The organism is Antrihabitans cavernicola (assembly GCF_008297975.1).
GTDB classification, from domain to species: Bacteria; Actinomycetota; Actinomycetes; order Mycobacteriales; family Mycobacteriaceae; genus Antrihabitans; species Antrihabitans cavernicola.
This window is the reverse complement of record NZ_VLNY01000021.1, coordinates 13,665-31,257: the sequence shown is the minus strand read 5'-3', so window position 1 is coordinate 31,257 and position 17,593 is coordinate 13,665. Positions and strand designations below refer to the sequence as shown.

Below are 17,593 nucleotides of genomic sequence, written 5' to 3'. Positions count from 1 at the left end.
AAGATGTCGGAAGCAGCCATAGACGAAGGTCGCACTGCTCACACCGATGGACGAACCACGCGCTGGGACGACCACAAGGCCGCGCGTAAGGACCGCATACTGGAAGCAGCCATCGACGCGATCAACGACGGCGGCTCCGACATCCCAGTTCAGGAAATCGCCGACCGAGCCGGTCTGCCGCGCTCGGTCATCTACCGAATCTTCAAGGACCGTAGCGATCTCGACGAACAGCTGCGCGCCCGAATCGTCGATCGCCTGATGGCCGAGGTGACGCCGGCCTTGACCCCGCGCGGCACGGTCGGCGAATCCATCGGTCGTGCGGTGGAGACCTACGTGGGCTGGATCGTCGACTACCCCGGACTCCACCAATTTCTCGGCACCGGCTCTGCCAGCCGCCGCACCACCGGATCGCGCGTCGTGACCGGCACCAAGACCGCAATCGGCGTGGATCTGGCCGGACTGTTCGACGCGATGCTGGCTGGCCGACCGCAGCACGCCGAAACCGCGGAGACGTTGGCGTTCGCCCTGCTCGGACTGGTCGATGCCACAGTGAACCGTTGGCTCGTCAGTCCCGGTCCGAGGTTGAGCTCGAACGGACTCGCCGCATTCCTGGAGACGTCGATCTGGCATGTACTCGACGGCGCCCTGCGAGACTTCGGTTTCGTCGTGACGAAGTCGACACCGGTGTCGGAGCTGGTCGGCCTCACCTAACGCTCATCGCAAATGGATGGTCCCAGGCCACTTGCTCGCGCACCCCCTCGATCGAAGGACAGGCAGTTTCTATCGGTCGTCGCGATCCTGGACGGAGGGATTCCGATGCCTCGGTACGCGCCGAACAAGGTGTCTGCAGGATCGATCGGCACTAGCCGCCTCCGACTCCCTTCCTGAAGACAATTCTTACCAGGAGCGCTGGTTGTAGAACGTCATCGCTCCGATCTCCATGCCCACGATGTTGCCACCGTGAACACCTCGCAAATAGTCGGGACTAGGAAGGGTTTCTCCAATTCCCGTCGTCACCTTCGATACATTCACGTCCACAGGCCGGAGAGTTCTTCAGCACCTGCACATCCAGGTCTTCGGTGCCCTCCGTCGGCCTTGGCCGTGATTCGGCGGCCCGGCCCTCTCACCGACTCCACCCTCACCGGCAGCGACGCCGCAAACTCGCTTCGCGGCGCGGACCGGGCTCACACAGCGCGGAAGCAGTTCGCAGGATCGCTGTTTCTCGACATGCCCACGATGCAACAACCTGAGGCGTATGTCGGCGACGCTGCCGCCTTCTTCGGCGAGGACGGAACCTTGACCAATACGTCGACCAGTGACTTCCTCGCGGGATTCCTGCGATCGTTCGCCGACTGGACCGACCGGACCGGCTCTACTCCACGATGATCACGCCGGCCACACACCTGTCTCGACTCAAGCGAGGGCTTTTGCTCTTGATGGCATCGAACTCACTCGCGATGACATCCGAATCCAGCAGTTGCTTCGCGACGGCGCCTGGGTCGCCGAACTGACCGGCTGTTGGACCTGTCCGGCTGGCCTGCGGGAATGCGGGTCACCAACCGGAAGGAGCGCCCTGCCGTGAAAATGATCGGTGACGTCGCTGGGGTCCGGGCCTGGATCTGGCTTGGATTACCGGGGGTGTGGTCGCCATCGTCACAGGTCTGATCACGATTGCGATCCTATGGTCGGGACATGCACCTGTTGGCCCCGACGATGCCGTCAACTGGAGTCAAGCCGACGCCGAGGAAGTGGCCCCTGCGATGAGCCCACACCATCGAGGGGCAACCGAGCAGGCAATCCGCAACATCGAACGCAGCTTGAACGGTGCCGGCGCCGGACTGGAACACGTCCTTCCGGCTGACCGTGTACCTGACCGACATCGCGCACCTACCTGCCGTATCGAGCGTCAGGGGGAACGTCTGTTGCCCCACGCTGTGCCTTCGGCGACCCTCCAGATCAGCGCCCTGGCAGACCCCCAGATGATGATCGAGATCGAGACAACATCCGCCGCACCCCACTGACCCGCCCACGTCGGTCGGCCCAGGAGTGTCAGCCCTCCGGTGAATCCGCTTCTCGCGCAGCGGTTTGGGTCAAGAATCGAAGCGATCCGAAGTTCGGACATGATCGCGAATGCAGTAGGTCCCGGAGCGAACGATCAAAGCGACTGCCGGTCTCAGCGGGCACTGGCAGGGTAAACGCGGGGTTCCGGGTCGCCCGCACATTGCACAGGGCAGCGACGAAACGGTACCGATACACTGCGGGGAGGAGGCCAGGCTGACTTTTTCTGCACTCTGTGACCACCGTGCGCAAATGACCCTGCATGCTCGCCTCGTCTACGACCACCTCGTCGGCAATCGGACAGCACAGCATGGAGAGACCACATGACGGACATCGACAACGTGACAGTCTTCGGAGAACCGGGGTGCTCGGCTCGCAGATCATCATGCAGGCCGCCTACCACGGCAAGACGGTAACGGGCTACTACGAGCAGGATCTTGCCGGACTTCGACAGTGCACGCTTCGACGAAGCCATCGCGGCCGTCACGACCACGACCGACATTGCCGCTGCGGTGGCAGACGCCGACTTGGTCATCGCGGCGGTCCCGGAGAACCTGGATCTCAAGCGGAAGGTGTAGTCGCAGATCGGCGAGGCCGCGCCGGCGAAGACGATCTTCACGACGAACTCCTCACCGCCGCGGCGCAGCGACTTCGCCGACGCCAGCGGTCGACCCGAGAAGTTCCTCGCCTTACACTTCGCGTCGAGGCTGCGGCCGCTCCCTACGTCGACGGCATCGGCGATCCGGGTGACATCGATAAGGGGTGGCGGATCGCGACCGGTAGTCCGACCGGTCCGTTCGAGGTCTACGACTTCGTCGGCTTCAACGTCGTCGCCCACATTGCGCGCAACGCCGACGACGATCGGCAGCACAAATTCGCGGACATGCTGCGGAAAAGCGCTGACGCCGGGAAGTCCGGCCTCGGCGACGGGCAGGGCTACACCTACGACTCCGAAGAAAGCCGTGGCGAACCCGTTCAGGACTGGACGATCACCGACTGAGCAGGCGTCTGCATCGAGCGATTCGCATCGCCGCCGGTGCGGATCCGCGCTACGATTGCCGCTAGCCGCGCAGCCTCGTCATCATCGAGCCGGACTCCCAAGTCGCGCACGGCCTTCACGGTATCGGCCGGTGAAATGATCTCCCGCTTTGTGGGACGGCCCGGTGCGCGAACGGTTCGCGCCTGATTGGTGACAGTGACATGGCCTTCGCCGGTATAGCGCATAACCATCAGGGACCGAACAAACGGCGAAGCCAGGTCGGTCGAGGTGATCAAGTGTCCGGTGCGCGCATCGACCGGCTGGACAGTCAGCCCGTCGATGATGTGTTGTACTTCGCCGTCTCGAATCAGGCTCCAGCAGTCGACGCCGTCCGGTCGCTCGAACTGGAGGCGGTAGATGCGGTCGTTTTCGACGCGAACCGCATCCGCCTCGAGCGGAATGGGACCGCAGGCTGAACCCGAAGCCCGGATCGCACAGGTATCACCGGTCGTCGACGGCAGCCGTCACCACCAAGTGGGTGCGAGTACTGGTGGATTGGTGCACCCGGCCAAGCCGCCGACGAACCCGATACCCGAGACCCTCCAGCGCAGCCGCAAATATCTGACTGTTCTCGAAGCAGTAGCCACCGCGACGACGCGTGATCAGCTGCTGCTGCTCGGCCGCCGGCGCCACGCCGGGATGCTGTCCCAGCAGCAAGTCGACGTTGGCGAACGGAATCGTGTGCACGTGAGCATCGTGGAGTCGCTATCCGAAACCGCTCAGGCCAGCACACCAGACTCAAGAAGGATCCAGGTAAAGGGGGAGGGGAGGACCTTTCGTGTCGTTCATAGACGTGTTCCGGCAGAAACCAGCACCGATATCGATCATGCCAGGCGCGAAACAACTCTGTTGACCGCGACGGGCGCCGGGCGAGCCCCGGGCCCTGTTCGTGAGCCTCAGCTCCCACCGTGGCCACTGTGGGAAGAGCCACTGTGTTCCGCGTCGGGTTCGGTGGTGGGCGGCGTGGTGCTGGGCTTGGTTTCGGTGTACTCGAGCATCTGGTGGTCGAGCCCGGTCCCGATCTGCGGGTCGGGCTGTTGTCCGGGTTCGACGACGACGAATTGGCCCATCATGCCTTGGTCTTCGTGGTAAGCCATGTGGCAGTGGTACATGTACGGCCAGCGTGTAGATGTGTAGCCGGTGAACCGGACTGCCAGCGTGGCGACAGCGCCGGGCGCGAGCAGGATGGTGTCCTTCCAGCCGTCGATCATCGGGGTAGTCGAGGTTCGCTCCAGCGACAACACCCGGAACTGGGTGTCGTGGACGTGGAAGTTGTGCAGCCAGTTGTCTTTGTTGGCAACGGTCCACACTTCCCACCCCTGGTGGTCGATGACGTCGTCGACCCGGGTGATGTCCATCCGTTTCCCGTTGATCTGAAACCATTCCATGTCCATATTCCGAGTGGGTGCACCCTTGGTGTCGGGCATCGCAATCAGGGTCGCGTTCAGTCCGTTCGGTAAGGGTGCTGGCTCGCCGCCCTGGTTGGGGCCGGTCAGGGTCAGAAGGTCGAACTCGTCGGCGAGGCCGAAGTCGGGGGCGTCGCTGTTGTCGACTTCGAGATTGTCGGCGAACTTGACCGCCCGCAATGTCACTTCGTCACCGGTCTTCAGGTCGAGAACGATCTCGGCCCGCTCCCCGGGGCTGAGATAGACGTTCTCGACAGGTGTGGGATCGTTCAACAACCCGGAGTCCGAGGCCACGATGTGGAAGGTGCGGCCATCGGAGAAGCGTAGGTTGAACATCCGCATCGTCGCGCCGTTGAGGATGCGGAACCGTACTCGCCGTGCCGTCGCGATGAAATGGGGGTCGGTGATGCCGTTGACCATCGTGGTGTCCCCGAGTAGGCCGAGATCCTTGCGGTCGGTCTCGTCGAGTGTGCCATCGGGGTGGAATCGGCGATCTTGAATTATCAGCGGGATGTCATCGACCCCGTACTCGTTCGGCAGCCCGGCAGCGTCGGCATTGTCGTCGTCGAGGACGAACAACCCGGCCAGGCCCCGGTAGATGTGGTGGCCGGTGTTCCCATGTGGGTGCGGGTGATACCACAAGGTGGCGGCCTGTTGGTCGATGCGCCATTCCGGAGTCCACGTCGAGCTGGGTTCGATCGGTTGATGCGGACCACCGTCCATCAAGGCGGGCAGATGCATCCCGTGCCAGTGGGTTGTCGTCATCTCCGGCAGGCTGTTCGTCACCTCCATCCGCACCAGGTCGCCGCGGCGGGCCCGCACGGTCGGACCGAGAATCGACCCGTTATAGCCCCATGTCGGAGTCGATATACCGGCCTTGATCTCACTGATACCAGCCCGCGCGTCGAGCGCGAAGATCTTCTTGCCATCGACCAGCCGCGGCGCGAGCAGCGGCGGCACTGGCAACGGGCGACGGGCCGCCGTGCCGGTTCCGACAGGGCCGGAATCACTTGCGCAACCGGCGACCACCGAACCGGCGGCAACCGCGACCGCCACGCCACCGGCACCTTTGAACAGGGTTCTGCGATTAATTTGTCTCGCGGGACGATTGATCGATGACATAAAACCGCCTGACTATTCATCGCAGGAATGAATTCGTAAATTGGCGAAAATCTTTCGAATACTGATTTTGAGAATAGCTTCCGCGCGAGTCGGTCTTCCGACTCCACCCTTATGCGGTCTGCTTGTGCGGTACAGAATCATCGGTCGGCGATCTTGGAAGCGTATACGGCCAGACGGATCCGGTTGCCGGCTCCGGTCTTGTCGAGCAGGTTGGCGATATGGCTTTTGACCGTGCTGATACCCCAGGTACAGCCGGTCGGCGATGTCCTGGTTGCTGTACCCGTCGCCGACCAGGCGAAGTACCTCGAGTTCGCGCGGCGTCAGGTCGACCGGAGTCACTCCTGGCGCAGAGTCTGGGCGCGCTTCGACTGCCCGGTCGACGAGTCTCCTCAGCAGTACGGGTGAGAACAGGAGGTCGCCGCCGGATCGACCTGCGATGGACGCCGGTCCGCGCATGCGACCGCAACGGTGGGATCGTCCGGGAGTCCGGCTGCTATCAATTCCGCACGTGTTTCGTCGTCGACGGACCGCGTCAGGACCCCACCGGTTCCGGCTGCGCCGACGACGCCGACGATCACAAGCGCCACAGGCTATTTCCCCCGTTGTTTCGACAGCTTCACCGGCTCGTCCCTTCCTTCGTGACGTGAATGAGTGGATGCCCCCAGCAGCGGGGATGTCTCCGCTCACTGGACGACAACAAGTCTCGTAGCAGATGCACCGCAGAAACTCATCCCCGCAGCTCGCACATGCTCGCCGAACCGACCTCCAGCATCTTGTGGTACCACCGAGATCGTGCCAGGTGACATTGCGGACGAACACACGGACTACGTCCACGACGGCATCTCTGTATGCCCACGACGGCCATTTCGACGAGTGCGATCCCACCGGTCCCGCCGCCCACGAGCATCAGCTCGGGAACGCTGTGGTCACGTTGCGGTCCCATACGACGACCCCACCGATCACCCTCATGACGGACACCGCCACGCGGCGCACGACGGTCACTACGATAAGCACTAACGGACCTGCGCAAGTGCCAGTTGACGAGCCACGTTACAGCGTTTAGGCAACGGGATCGTCGGCAACGGGACTCGTATGGACGCGCGTCGTCTCCGAACCGGCGGCATGTCGAGATTTGGCGTGTTCGCTGATGCTGTCGGCGTCGCCTCGGTAGTTTCAGGTTCATATCTGCAGACCGAGCCGAACGGCTAACTTGTGGCAATCACGCGTGTAGGTCAACCGCGAGTTCTCTTCTGCGATGAGTTCAAGATCGCGGTCTATGGGATCTGTCGGCGCAACGTTTTGACGTCGATGATCACCCAAATCGTGCAGCGTGGTCACCAGGACGCGCTCTGATTCCTGCAGAAAGTCGGCGAGGTAGCGACGCCGGGCCAACCCATACTGCAATGTTTAGCTTGCTGAACCTGGCCATCTCAGTCGCGTGCAGTAGTGATACCAACTGCTGTTTCATCAACCTTCGACGTCCGGACATTGATCGCAATGCGTCGGTGCACTCTGAATGTTATCAACTCTATGCAGTGTGTGTTCTGGCTGGCTCGCTCCGGAAACGCGATGTGTCGCCGTCGATTCCGCAGATTTTCCACACCAGCCGTCCGAGCGGGTTCATCGCTCCGGCCTTGTGCGCGAGCATTCGGACGTCGGCAAACATATTTCGACGAACCTCCTGCGATTCGGGTCCGTCCCAAAACATATCGTCGATCACCGACTGCGGGATGTCGAACTTCTTACGGAACTCGCTCGGTGGAACCATGATTTCGCCGACGAGCCACCGCATCGCAATCGGGAAGGCGACCGACATCACCAGCTGGCCCAGCGGATTCATCCGCGTGACCCTGCGCTCGATGAACTGGTGTGCAAACGAGATGTGGCGGGCCTCCTCGGCGACGTGGATTTCCATCACCCGCAACGCCAACGGGTGAATATCCGCGCGCCGATCGCGCAGCATACTTTTCTGCGTGTGGTCGATCGGCTCCTCTCCCGCAAGGATTCCGATGAAGAAGATCGTCGGAGACAACCCGGCGACGAGGGGGATGAGTGGCGACAGCCCTCGCATCCACCAAGACACTCCGGGGACGTCCAAACCGATTCGGTTGATCATCTCCTGAAACATCATGGTGTGGTTGCATTCTTCGGCGGCCTCGTGCACGCAGTACCGGAACTCCGGTGAACCGTTCGGAACCGTGAACGAATACTGGGTTATCCCTCGAATGAGGATGCTCTCGAATTGCAGACCCACCTTGTAGATGTTCGCGATGCGCCAGCGCCCGATGTCGATCTGCCTGCCCTCTGGAAGTGCGCGATACCAAGGGTGTCGGCCCACGATGTCGCTTTCGGGCAAGATCCATCGCCTATCGGCAACATCGAGTGCGAACGCGGGCGAGTCCCAGTCGATATCGAGGTACGGATCGAAGCGTTTGTGCACGGAAGCTTCCGAAAGTATTCGGAGTTGGTCGAAGTAGTTGTCCTCTGACGATGAGGTTGACTGATCGTTCGACTCCGCTGTGATCGTCATGAAACCTCCGATAGCCGACAAGAATTTGCTATCGATCATAGTTGACGTGACGAGGTGTACCAGGCAAATGCCGTCCAAGGTGTCGACCACTAATGGACCGGGCAAGATCCATTGCCTATCGGCAACATCGAGTGCGAACGCGGGCGAGTCCCAGTCGGGTGCCGGAGTCTTCGATGAACATTGCCGTCGTCGATGACCTGATCGCGGTGGTTTTGAAGTACCCCAGGTTTAGTTCCTATGTGGTTGCGAGGGCCGGGTCGGCTGGCTCGCTGATAAAGATCGGAACCAAACCCAGGGCACCTCACACACCACCGGGTGTGTCGGCGACCCGCACACCGGCGGAGGTGAGGATCAGGCGCGGCGCTGAGGCCCGGAAGTCTGGCCCGGCGTCGCAGCCGGCGCAGATAGTCGGGCGGCGGCGGTGTGCAGTTCGTCGTTACCGAGTGGGTCCAGTCGTCAGCCGGCGCGGACCATGACTGCCGTTCGCGGCAGGACCGGACGCCACGACCGAGTCGCCGTTTCATCGGCGGCCGAGGTTACGACCGCATCCTGGACGTCGATATTTCGCGCTCGGCTCGTTCGGCCCGACCGGGTTCCGATTTTCGTGTCTCAGGCGACATCGGACTCGGATCGGTTCGCGGGTTGCCCGGCTGATCCGGGATCTACGCGGAGCATGTGTCGACACCTTCGCAGAACAATTCTTGCAGTGTCATCTCGTCGCCTTGGTGACAGGTGTGACCGAGCGGACTATTCGAGGGGTGGTCCGAGGTATGGCCGGGACCGCCGCCGTTGTCCGTCGGGTGAAACGCCCGACCCATCGACGTCGGTCCGAACATGCCGAAGATCCTTCGCGATGGAGGCGGCGCAGTTATCCTCGGTGGTGTGCACTGATGCGCACTCGGCCGTGCTGTTGACCGCCGTGCCGTTTGTATCGAGTGTCCTCTCGCCCCTGTCCCTGGCGAGCTCAGGTCGTCGCCGAACGAAAAGTCTCGGCCGATCGAAATCCCCTGCGGGGGAAGGGGTTCTGCGTATGACTCGTACCGAAGTCCATTCCGACTCAACGAGAACAGCGACTGATCCAGGTGTGGCCAGTCGGGTCGGCTGGCCGGGACCGATGCTGCGTTTCGTTTACGGCTTGGCCAGAACGCCGTTGACGATGATCGAGGACGGTCTCGAGTCGACGATGGGTGATTCGTCGGCCGAGGTGCTCGCGTGGCGCCGGGTACTGGGCGCGGCGGACCGGATCGCGGGCGATCTACTCGACGACGCCACAGCGATCCAGCGTGGTGAGGCGCTACGGGTCGCGGTGTTCGCTGCAGCGCACACGAACGCACGTGCCCGGGCAGATCGACATGCGTGGCAGCGTGCAGTGGCCCGGCGACGAGCGATAGACGGTGCCGAACGGATGCGGCGATATCGCATTCACCGCGAAGCAGCGTTGGAGCAACGGCTGCAGGAGAAGGCGCGTCGCGAATCGACGCCCGGCGGGTAGCTTCCCACCCGGCGCACACGACATTTCGCGGCTGCGTCTCCACCTGCACGGACAAACCATGACTTGGCACCTTGATGCGGCTTGCTCGGTATTCGTTTCTGCGTGCTTCTTTAGCCGTCATGCTCGCATACCGGCGGGCAGAGCGCGGATCCGCTCGAAGATCCTGTTTCTTGTATCGGGTGTGTGCTGGTTGACGAGAGCAGTGGTGTTTCGTGATGTGAGTCACGTGTGAAACGATACTTCTGACATGCCCTGACCCCGCCTGTTGCAAGGACGGTGCCCGACCGTGGTTCGGTCCGGCATCCGAATCGCGACAGAGGGGACAAAAGTGCTGTTGCCGATGGCACCGACGGATTCGATGTTCTTGACGGCGGACGCGCCGTAACGGCCGATGCATGTCGGCGCGGTGCTGGTGTTCACCCCGCCCAAGGGTGCAGACGCGACCTACTTGCGGTCGATGCTCGAGAACGCAGTGACGCGGAACTCAGTGGCGAGGCCGTTGCGGAAGCGGGCCCGCCGATCGCTGACCTCGCTGGGGCAATGGGGGTGGGACACCGAGCTCGAGGTCGACCTCGACTACCACATTCACCGACACGCATTGCCCGCCCCGGGTGGAACCGGCGAGTTGTTCGATTTGGTGTCCCGGCTGCACGGCGACCCGCTCGACTGCAGCCGCCCGTTGTGGGAGATGGCTCTGATCGAGGGTCTCGACGACGGCCGTTTCGCGGTGTACGTCAAGATTCATCACGCACTCACCGACGGTGTCGCGGCGATGCGGATGCTGCGTCGTCGGCTCAGTTCCAACCCGGACGAGCAGAACATGCCCGCCCTGTGGGAGCAACCGGCTGCCATCCCAGCTCCGGCGGGCGAGGGGTCCGCCGGGTTCACTCCGTTTCAGGTCAGCGGCGCCGCGTGGCACACCACCCGATCTGGGGTCGGTGAGGTGGTGGGTCTGGTGCCGGCGCTGGCCGATTCAGTGCACCGGGCCCTGCACCGTCGAGGCGGACCACTGTCACTCTCGGCCCCTGCGAGCGTGCTGAACGTTCCGGTCACCCGAGGCCGCCGCTTCGCTGCCCGGTCCTGGCCGTTGGAGCGGCTGCGGCTGGTCGCCAAGCACGCCGACACCACCGTCAACGATGTGGTCCTCACGATGTGTGCCGGTGCGCTACGCGCGCATCTGCTCGCTCGTCACGCGTTGCCCGAGGCACCACTGATCGCGATGGTGCCGGTAGCGCTACCCGACGAGCAGCCGCGCGGACAGGGCGGCAACCGGGTTGGCGTGTTCATGTGCAACCTCGGCACTCGCCTCGCCGACCCGATATGCCGGCTCGCCGCGATCCGCGTCAGCACCGCGGAGGGTAAAGCGGCGTTGAGTGGCATGAGCCCGCTGCAAACACTGGCAGCCGGCGCACTCGGTATCGCACCGCTGGCGGCGGGCCTGCTCGGGCTCCCCTGCCCGGTCCGACCTCCGAACGTGATCATCTCCAACGTGGCTGGGTCGGATACACCTCTGTACTGGAACGGGGCCCGCCTCGACGCGCTCTACCCGGTGTCGGTGCCGTTCGACGGTCAGGCCCTCAACATCACCTGCAGCAGTACCGGCGCCGGTATCAGTTTCGGACTCACCGCCGCCTGGCGGGCAGTGCCCGCACTGCAACCCTTCCTCGACGACCTCGACGGCGAACTCGCCGCCCTCGAAACCGCATGCGGACTGTGACCCCCCGTCTTTCCGAATCGCGACGGCGACGCGCGCGCGGCGAGACGGTGGACCTGCCGGGGCAACCGCTGCTCAACGCACACCGGCATCGTGACTGGCCGGTCGCTTTCGGTGGCGCGGTTGGCGTCGTCGGTGCAATGGCGCTGCTCGGACTACTCGTGGGCTCGATCGTTCTCGGGTTGGGCTGGGGGTACTCACGTGGGTGCTGATTGTCCTGGCTGCAGTGATGCTCTGAGCGCACATACTGTGCAGACTCCTCGCAGCCACGCATTCTCGGATGGTCTCGCCGTCACCATTGGGGCGTGCAGCAAGGTATGCGAAGCGCGGCGACGCTCATCGTCGGCTGCGGCTGGTTCCGAATCAGGCTTCTCGGTGGGCCAGTCCGGGTCGACCTAGGCCGGGCTCGGGTCGCGGGTTACCCTCCCACAGCCCGGCGGTCGGCTAATGTGGCCAGCACATATGCGATGCGGGGTCGCGCTCGATCGGTGTCGACGTGTTGCGGTGAGCCCACCGAACGGTGGACGGGAACCGGGGGACACAGGCATGTACGACATCGGTTTGTTCACCGCCGCGTTGTCACGCTTCGCCCGACTCTTGGTCGCACCCTACGAGGTGGACGTGGTGTTGGCCGAGTTGGCCGAATCGGTGAGCGCGGTGCTCGATCTGGCCGGGGCCGGGGTGAGTGTTGCCACCGACGGGCGGTTGCGTTTCGTCACCGCGGTCACCGCGGTCACCGCGGTTACCGGTGCGGCCGGTGCGCTGGAACGCTGCCAGGAAGAGTTCCAGGCCGGGCCCTGCCGTGACGCCTACGACACCGGTCAGGTCGTGTCGGTTCCCGATCTCGTCTACCACGCCTCCCGGTGGCCCCGATTCGTCTCGACGGCCCGCGGCTCGGGAATCGTGGCGGTCGCCGGGATCCCGATGACCCTCGGCGACGACCGGGTCGGCGCCCTCGACCTCTACGCCGCCAAGCGGCGGGAATGGTCGGCCACCGACCTGACCGCCGCCGGGGTGTTCGCCGACATGGCCACCGGATATCTGGTCAACTCCTCGACCCTGCGCCAACAACACCAACTCGCCGAGCAGCTCGAGCACGCCTTGGGAGCGCGGGTCGTGATCGAGCAGGCCAAAGGCATCCTCGCCAACCGGCACAACATTCACCCCGACCGGGCGTTCGACCTAATGCGCGCCCACGCCCGCAGCCACCGCGTCACCGTGCGGGCGGTCGCGACCGCGATCGTGGAACTACGCCTGCACCTGTAGTCCAACATTCATCGACCTACCGCCGTCGGTCGTCGTCGGTCGGGCGTAGGGTGGGAACACGCGGTGACGTTCCTCCCTGGATCCCCCCGGTTTTGCGTTGCGGTCAGCCACCCACTCGGGTGGTGTGATTCCGAGGATACGGTCCCGATGTTCGACCAACACCTTTTGATAGCCGCGTTGAGCCGGTACGTGCGCACCCTGCCCACCCTCTACGAGAGCGAGTTCGTCCTCGACGACCTGGCCGATACCGTCACCGAGGTGCTCGGGGTCACCGGTGCCGGGGTAAGCCTGGTCTCGGACGAGCGGTTGTGGTTCGTCACATCCAGCACCGGCAACATGGTTGAGGTCGAGTTGTGGCAGGAGCATTACCAGGACGGGCCGGCCCGCACCGCATACGAGACCGACGCACCGGTGTGCATCACCGATATCGGCGACTGCGGGGACCGGTGGCCCCTGTACGCGGCGGCGGCGCATGACGCGGGGGTTGTCGCGGTCGGGGCGATCCCGATGCGGCTCGGCGACGACATCATCGGGGTGCTCGATCTCTACGCGGACGATCCCCGCGCCTGGCCCGCCCCCGACATCGCCGCGGCGCAGCTGTTGGCCGACATCGCCACCGGTTACCTCGTCAACGCCTCCACCCCCGCCCAACACACCGAGATCGACATCTACAACGCTGCTCGCACCGTTCCCGCCGTCGACTGAACCACCTGCAGGCTTCGACGCCCGGGTTCCGTCGTGTTCAACCCGGAGCAAGTGCGGTAGCGGAGGCACGGAGGCGATGACGTGGGAACCCTGCAAATATGCGAGGCGCTGGCCGGAGTTGTGGGCGCCGTTGACGAGTCGGCAACGCCGCGAGCTGTCGGACTCACTCGGCGACGACGATGCCGTACCGACCCGCAGCGACGTCGCCGACCTCGCAGACTACGTCGCCGGTAGCATCACCGCCGAGCAATACCAGCAACACCGCGACTGGCGAGCCGTCAGCGCCGAGACGCCGAGGGGTTCCACATAGACCTCGGCACAGTGTGTCGACGAAATCCGAGAGCCCCATCTGGGTCTGCGATCCCGCACGAGGCAACTTCGACTATCGGCGTGGAGCCCCCACCGTGCGGTGCCGGTGCGTCGTGGTGACCTGCCGGCCGCGGACTAGAGATCGTCGACCGACGCGATTGGATTCGAGGGGAGTGTCCGATTAACGGTTTGTGCCGTGAGGCGCTGTGATTCGAGTGGAGGTGAGAGACCTTCGCCGCTGGCCTGTCGTAGTAGGTCGGTGGAGCTGAGGGCAGCCTGATCCGGGTGGTGCCGGGGAGGGTGGGAGCAGCCCTGACAACGCCGGGACGTGCCAGCACTGCCAGATGGTGCGGGCCCGGTTAGCGGGATGAAGAGGAGTACGCGAGGAACCAGCGTTGTTACGTCTCTCTGAACTTGACGCCTGCTCGAATCTGGTGGATGTGGGCAGGACGCGGTGCGTACCCGCCGGCGTGGTCGGTGGGGAACTCCTGGGCCGGTTTACCGTTGCCGGTCGGGAGGCCACGGGGAAGGTCTACGGCGTACTCGTGGCGAGGCCGCAGGGACACAGTTGGGCTCCTCCTTCGTTGAGCGAATCACAGTGAACACGGGAACCACCCGGTCAGGCTCCCTGGCGGCTCGCGATCCGGTTGCGCCGCTTGGGGATAGACGCATCGACCGTCAAACGGGTCGGGTGGGGCGGAGCCGCCGTAGTAGTCCGAGGCCGGGAAAGCCGGGTCACATGGCGAAGGGCGGCAGCGGTTTCGAGAAAGGACGGAGACTGTAATGCCGAAAGATGCGCCACCGAATGGTGACGCCCTGTCCGCGGTGGTCCCGGTGGGGTCGCGGCGGCGGGTATCGGAGATGCAGGCCAAGCTTCACCGTTGGGCGGTGGCCGATCCTGGTCGCCGGTTCGACGATCTGTTCAATTTGGTGTGCGATCCGGCGACGCTGATTGTGGCGTTCGATCGGGTCGCGGGCAACCGTGGGGCTCGGGCTCCCGGCGTGGACGGCTTGACGGTCGCCGACGTCGAGGAACAGGTCGGGGCTCCAGGGTTCCTGGACGATCTGCGAGCCAGCCTCAAGGATGGTTCGTTTCGGCCGTTGCCGGTGCGGGAGCGCGTGATTCCCAAGCCGGGTGGGTCGGGAAAGGTTCGTCGCCTCGGTATTCCGACGGTGGCGGATCGGGTCGTGCAGGCCGCGCTCAAGCTGGTGCTGGAGCCGATCGTCGAGGCCGACTTCGCGCCGGTCTCCTATGGTTTCCGGCCCAACCGGCGGGCGCAGGACGCGATCGCCGAGATTCACCATTTCGGCTCCCACGGCTATCGGTGGGTGCTGGATGCGGATATCGAGGCGTGTTTCGACCGGATCGACCATGCGGCCCTGATGGGCCGGGTTCGGTTGCGGGTCAAAGACAAACGCGTGCTGCTGCTGGTCAAGGCGTTCCTCAAGGCCGGGGTGCTCACCGAGCACGGCGACCAGCAGGACACCATGACGGGCACACCCCAAGGTGGCATCCTGTCGCCGCTGCTGGCCAACATCGCGTTGAGCGTGCTCGACGAGCACGTGATGGCGCCGTGGAAACCGGGCGGGACGATGTCGAGCGAGGGCAAGCGGGCCTACCGGCGCCGCAAGGGGTCACCGACGTGGCGGCTGGTCCGCTACGCCGACGACTTCGTCGTTCTGGTCCACGGGACCAGAAACGACACCGAGGCTGTGCGCGAACAGGTCGGTGAGGTGCTCGCGCCGATGGGTCTTCGGCTCTCGCCGGAGAAGACCCACGTGCGACACCTCGAAGAGGGGATCGATTTCTTGGGGTTCCACATCCAGTGGCGCCGCAAGCGGGGCTCGGACAAGTGGTTCGTCTACACCTTCATCGGTGACCGGCCTATCCGGTCGTTGAAGGCGAAAGTCCGTGCCCTGACCCATCGGCAGTCGCAGCTGAGTCTGGAGTTCGTGATCCGACGGCTCAATCAGATCATGCGCGGCTGGTCTGCCTATTTCAAACATGCTGTGGCGAAGGACCGGTTCTCCGCACTGCAGAACTTCGTGTGGTGGCGGCTGATCCGGATGCTGCAAGCACGGCACCACTGGAATTGGCGGGCCATGCGTCGCCGCTTCACCACCGCCCACGGGCGTTGGTTGCCGATTACGGCGGCGGACGGAACCTCGTTGTTCAACATGGCGGGGGTGACGGTCACCCGTTACCGCTGGCGCGGCAACAGAATTCCCAACCGATGGTTACCGATCCCGCGAGCAGCCTGACGGCAGAGACCGTGGAGAGCCCGTTGCGTCGAGAGACGCACGGCGGGTTCGGCGAGAGGTCCGGGGAAACGGAGCGGGAGCAATCCCGCCACCGCGCCTCGGGCCTACTCAGCGGATCCGACCTCGGCGTCGGTTAGTTACCGTTCGGGGTGATGCGTCCTTCGAAGGTGATCGCGAACGCGTTGAGCGCCGGCTTCCACCTCATTGCCCATCGTGCCTTGCCTTTCCCCGTGGGGTCCAGTGCTCGTGTGGCGAGATAGAGGCATTTGAGTGCGGCTTGCTCTGTCAGGAAGTGTCCACGGGCACGGACAGCGCGTCGGTAGCGTGCGTTGACGGACTCGATCGCGTTGGTCGAACAGATGACCCGCCGGATCTCGACGTCGTAGTCGAGGAACGGCACGAACTCGGTCCACGCGTTCTCCCACATCCGCACGATCGCTGGATACTGCCCGCCCCATTTCCCGCAGAATTCGACGAACCGTTCCTTGGCTGCGGACTCCGATGATGCGGTGGACACGGGCCGCAGATCGCGAGCCATTTCATCGGCTCTTGAGCTCGTTGATGGCCTTGGTGCGGCTGACCAAAACCCCTTCCCTGCAAGCGAAAACCATCCGCAGCGCCTCGCGCAGACCACCCGCGCGCGGCGCGCCCTGTTCGTCGCGGGCGAGTGCCTGGCGTCCGGCGCGGATCGCGTCGATCCGATCGTTCTTGGCGCCGCGGGCACGTTTGAGCGCACCAACTTCGACGACCGTTTCATCGGCATCGAGGAAGACCACGACCAACCCAGCGGCGAAGCTGCCGGTGCCCTCCAGCGCCCAGATCCGTCGGCCGGGGGCGTGCTCCGCAGCCCAGGTGAGCATCCGGTCATAACCCGGTCCGTCAGCGCTGTCGGCCAGATGAGCGTGAACCCGACCGGCGCTGGTGTCGAGCACCGCCAGGTCGATCGTGTCCCGGTCGGGGTCGCCTCCGATGACGAACTCGTAGTGCTCTGCCAGCATGACCATTGCGGTAGTCCTTCCATCTAGAGTGAAAGTGGAAGGCATCGGCCTGGGTGAAGGTCACTGGTCGCGGCAGCACTGTGAGGGGTCACGCCAGCAAACGGCGGACAAGCTCCTAATCAAGCCAAGACGAGTGGGCCAGGTCGGTGCCAGCAACCCCAGGAACAGGTCAAACGAAAGACACGCCACCGCGGCGGTCAGTATTCTCGAGAGTCACCTCGAGCTGCCAGCACCAGCCTGGCTCAACAACCCAACCGAGCCGCTCTCAACACTCACAGTGTTTTCGTTGGTGCCGCGCTGCCAGGGTGAGTGCGGGTCGGCAAAATAGATCTTGAGGCCGGTCGCGGCCTCGATCCGCTCGTGTGAAACATCTCGTTGCCCTGGTCCCAGGTCAGTGTCCGGCAGCTTGGGCGGGAGCTGGGCAAAGGTCGCTATCAGAGCGTCTCCGATTTGCGGGGCCGAATGTCCGGTGGGCAAGCCGATCAGCAGGGTGAGTCGCATCTTGCGTTCCACCAGCGTCGGACTGCGGACCTCGTGAGCCGACGATGAGATCACCCTCCTTACGGTGTTGTTGAGGGTGAATCCGAGGCTGTCGTAGTGTTCGATTCACCCTCGGGCAGCGGGTATGGCTCAGGTCTCCCTGCCGCCTGGACGGCTCACTGGGAATGGCCGCCCGCTGCCCGCCGATAACT

The 17,593-nt window shown here is 64.0% G+C and carries 17 protein-coding genes and 4 pseudogenes; 12 read left to right on the top strand and 9 right to left on the bottom strand.

Annotated features, from left to right (window positions below):
• The first annotated feature begins 3 nt into the window (after positions 1 to 3).
• The 3 genes from FOY51_RS24890 to FOY51_RS28205 all read left to right on the top strand — a co-directional run bounded on the left by FOY51_RS24890 (position 4) and on the right by FOY51_RS28205 (position 3,058).
• The gene (locus tag FOY51_RS24890) at positions 4 to 711 is read left to right on the top strand and encodes a TetR/AcrR family transcriptional regulator (protein WP_149432968.1); all 708 of its coding nucleotides are present in this window, start codon (positions 4 to 6) and stop codon (positions 709 to 711) included.
• A 384-nt stretch (positions 712 to 1,095) separates the two neighbouring features.
• Positions 1,096 to 1,386 (top strand): hypothetical protein, encoded by a 291-nt coding sequence (locus tag FOY51_RS24885; protein WP_214633149.1) that lies wholly within the window; start codon positions 1,096 to 1,098, stop codon positions 1,384 to 1,386.
• A gap of 1,036 nt (positions 1,387 to 2,422) precedes the next feature.
• The gene (locus tag FOY51_RS28205) at positions 2,423 to 3,058 is read left to right on the top strand and encodes a 3-hydroxyacyl-CoA dehydrogenase family protein (protein ID WP_442862209.1); all 636 of its coding nucleotides are present in this window, start codon (positions 2,423 to 2,425) and stop codon (positions 3,056 to 3,058) included.
• Here FOY51_RS28205 and FOY51_RS24875 read toward each other — a convergent pair.
• Positions 3,034 to 3,333: an arylamine N-acetyltransferase family protein gene (locus tag FOY51_RS24875; protein ID WP_149432966.1), complete on the bottom strand. Its 300-nt coding sequence runs from the start codon at positions 3,331 to 3,333 to the stop codon at positions 3,034 to 3,036. The genes FOY51_RS28205 and FOY51_RS24875 overlap by 25 nt on opposite strands.
• Here FOY51_RS24875 and FOY51_RS24870 point away from each other — a divergent pair, their 5' ends adjacent.
• Positions 3,334 to 3,513 carry a hypothetical protein gene (locus FOY51_RS24870; RefSeq protein WP_149432965.1) on the top strand — a complete coding sequence of 60 codons (180 nt, stop codon included), beginning with the start codon at positions 3,334 to 3,336 and terminating at the stop codon, positions 3,511 to 3,513. It begins immediately after the preceding gene.
• A 25-nt stretch (positions 3,514 to 3,538) separates the two neighbouring features.
• Here FOY51_RS24870 and FOY51_RS24865 read toward each other — a convergent pair.
• The 4 genes and pseudogenes from FOY51_RS24865 to FOY51_RS27330 form a co-directional block, all read right to left on the bottom strand.
• Positions 3,539 to 3,787, bottom strand: a pseudogene (locus tag FOY51_RS24865) (arylamine N-acetyltransferase); the annotation flags it as partial.
• Positions 3,788 to 3,993: 206 nt separating this feature from the next.
• Positions 3,994 to 5,559 (bottom strand): multicopper oxidase family protein, encoded by a 1,566-nt coding sequence (locus tag FOY51_RS24860; RefSeq protein ID WP_235916736.1) that lies wholly within the window; start codon positions 5,557 to 5,559, stop codon positions 3,994 to 3,996.
• Between the two features lie 78 nt (positions 5,560 to 5,637).
• Positions 5,638 to 6,081, bottom strand: coding sequence for a response regulator transcription factor (locus FOY51_RS24855; protein WP_235916734.1), 444 nt, complete (start codon positions 6,079 to 6,081; stop codon positions 5,638 to 5,640).
• Entirely contained in the window at positions 6,015 to 6,212 is a 198-nt protein-coding gene (locus FOY51_RS27330) for a hypothetical protein (RefSeq protein WP_187776465.1), read from the bottom strand. The genes FOY51_RS24855 and FOY51_RS27330 overlap by 67 nt, the downstream gene beginning before the upstream one ends.
• Positions 6,213 to 6,414: 202 nt before the next feature.
• On the opposite strand from FOY51_RS27330, the pseudogene FOY51_RS28150 reads away from it, so the two are divergent.
• Positions 6,415 to 6,642 (top strand): annotated as a pseudogene (locus FOY51_RS28150) (hypothetical protein).
• Positions 6,643 to 7,153: 511 nt separating this feature from the next.
• On the opposite strand, the gene FOY51_RS24845 reads toward FOY51_RS28150, so the two are convergent.
• Entirely contained in the window at positions 7,154 to 8,155 is a 1,002-nt protein-coding gene (locus FOY51_RS24845) for an AurF N-oxygenase family protein (protein ID WP_149432962.1), read from the bottom strand.
• 1,084 nt (positions 8,156 to 9,239) lie between these two features.
• Here FOY51_RS24845 and FOY51_RS24840 point away from each other — a divergent pair.
• The 7 genes from FOY51_RS24840 (at position 9,240) to ltrA (ending at position 15,903) form a co-directional block, all read left to right on the top strand.
• A complete protein-coding gene (locus tag FOY51_RS24840; protein ID WP_149432961.1) occupies positions 9,240 to 9,647 on the top strand; it encodes a hypothetical protein in 408 nt (135 codons plus the stop codon).
• A 391-nt stretch (positions 9,648 to 10,038) separates the two neighbouring features.
• Positions 10,039 to 11,364 carry a WS/DGAT/MGAT family O-acyltransferase gene (locus tag FOY51_RS24835; protein WP_235916731.1) on the top strand — a complete coding sequence of 442 codons (1,326 nt, stop codon included), beginning with the start codon at positions 10,039 to 10,041 and terminating at the stop codon, positions 11,362 to 11,364.
• A complete protein-coding gene (locus FOY51_RS24830; RefSeq protein WP_149432960.1) occupies positions 11,361 to 11,573 on the top strand; it encodes a hypothetical protein in 213 nt (70 codons plus the stop codon). Before FOY51_RS24835 ends, FOY51_RS24830 begins: the two co-directional genes overlap by 4 nt.
• Before the next feature lie 334 nt (positions 11,574 to 11,907).
• Complete coding sequence (locus tag FOY51_RS24825) at positions 11,908 to 12,627, top strand: GAF and ANTAR domain-containing protein (RefSeq protein WP_149432959.1); 720 nt, start codon at positions 11,908 to 11,910, stop codon at positions 12,625 to 12,627.
• A 147-nt stretch (positions 12,628 to 12,774) separates the two neighbouring features.
• The gene (locus FOY51_RS24820) at positions 12,775 to 13,332 is read left to right on the top strand and encodes a GAF domain-containing protein (RefSeq protein ID WP_149432958.1); all 558 of its coding nucleotides are present in this window, start codon (positions 12,775 to 12,777) and stop codon (positions 13,330 to 13,332) included.
• 76 nt (positions 13,333 to 13,408) lie between these two features.
• Positions 13,409 to 13,642 carry an antitoxin VbhA family protein gene (locus FOY51_RS24815; RefSeq protein ID WP_149432957.1) on the top strand — a complete coding sequence of 78 codons (234 nt, stop codon included), beginning with the start codon at positions 13,409 to 13,411 and terminating at the stop codon, positions 13,640 to 13,642.
• 782 nt (positions 13,643 to 14,424) lie between these two features.
• Complete coding sequence (gene ltrA / locus FOY51_RS24805) at positions 14,425 to 15,903, top strand: group II intron reverse transcriptase/maturase (RefSeq protein WP_149432956.1); 1,479 nt, start codon at positions 14,425 to 14,427, stop codon at positions 15,901 to 15,903.
• A 133-nt stretch (positions 15,904 to 16,036) separates the two neighbouring features.
• Here the strand turns inward: ltrA and FOY51_RS24800 are convergent.
• From FOY51_RS24800 to FOY51_RS24790, 3 genes and pseudogenes are all read right to left on the bottom strand, one after another.
• Positions 16,037 to 16,447 (bottom strand): annotated as a pseudogene (locus FOY51_RS24800) (transposase); the annotation flags it as partial.
• On the bottom strand, positions 16,443 to 16,901 hold the full coding sequence (locus tag FOY51_RS24795) for an IS110 family transposase (RefSeq protein WP_235916742.1): 459 nt from the start codon (positions 16,899 to 16,901) through the stop codon (positions 16,443 to 16,445). The pseudogene FOY51_RS24800 and the gene FOY51_RS24795, both read right to left, overlap by 5 nt.
• A gap of 276 nt (positions 16,902 to 17,177) precedes the next feature.
• A pseudogene (locus FOY51_RS24790) lies at positions 17,178 to 17,420 on the bottom strand (IS30 family transposase); the annotation flags it as partial.
• Between the last annotated feature and the right edge of the window lie 173 nt (positions 17,421 to 17,593).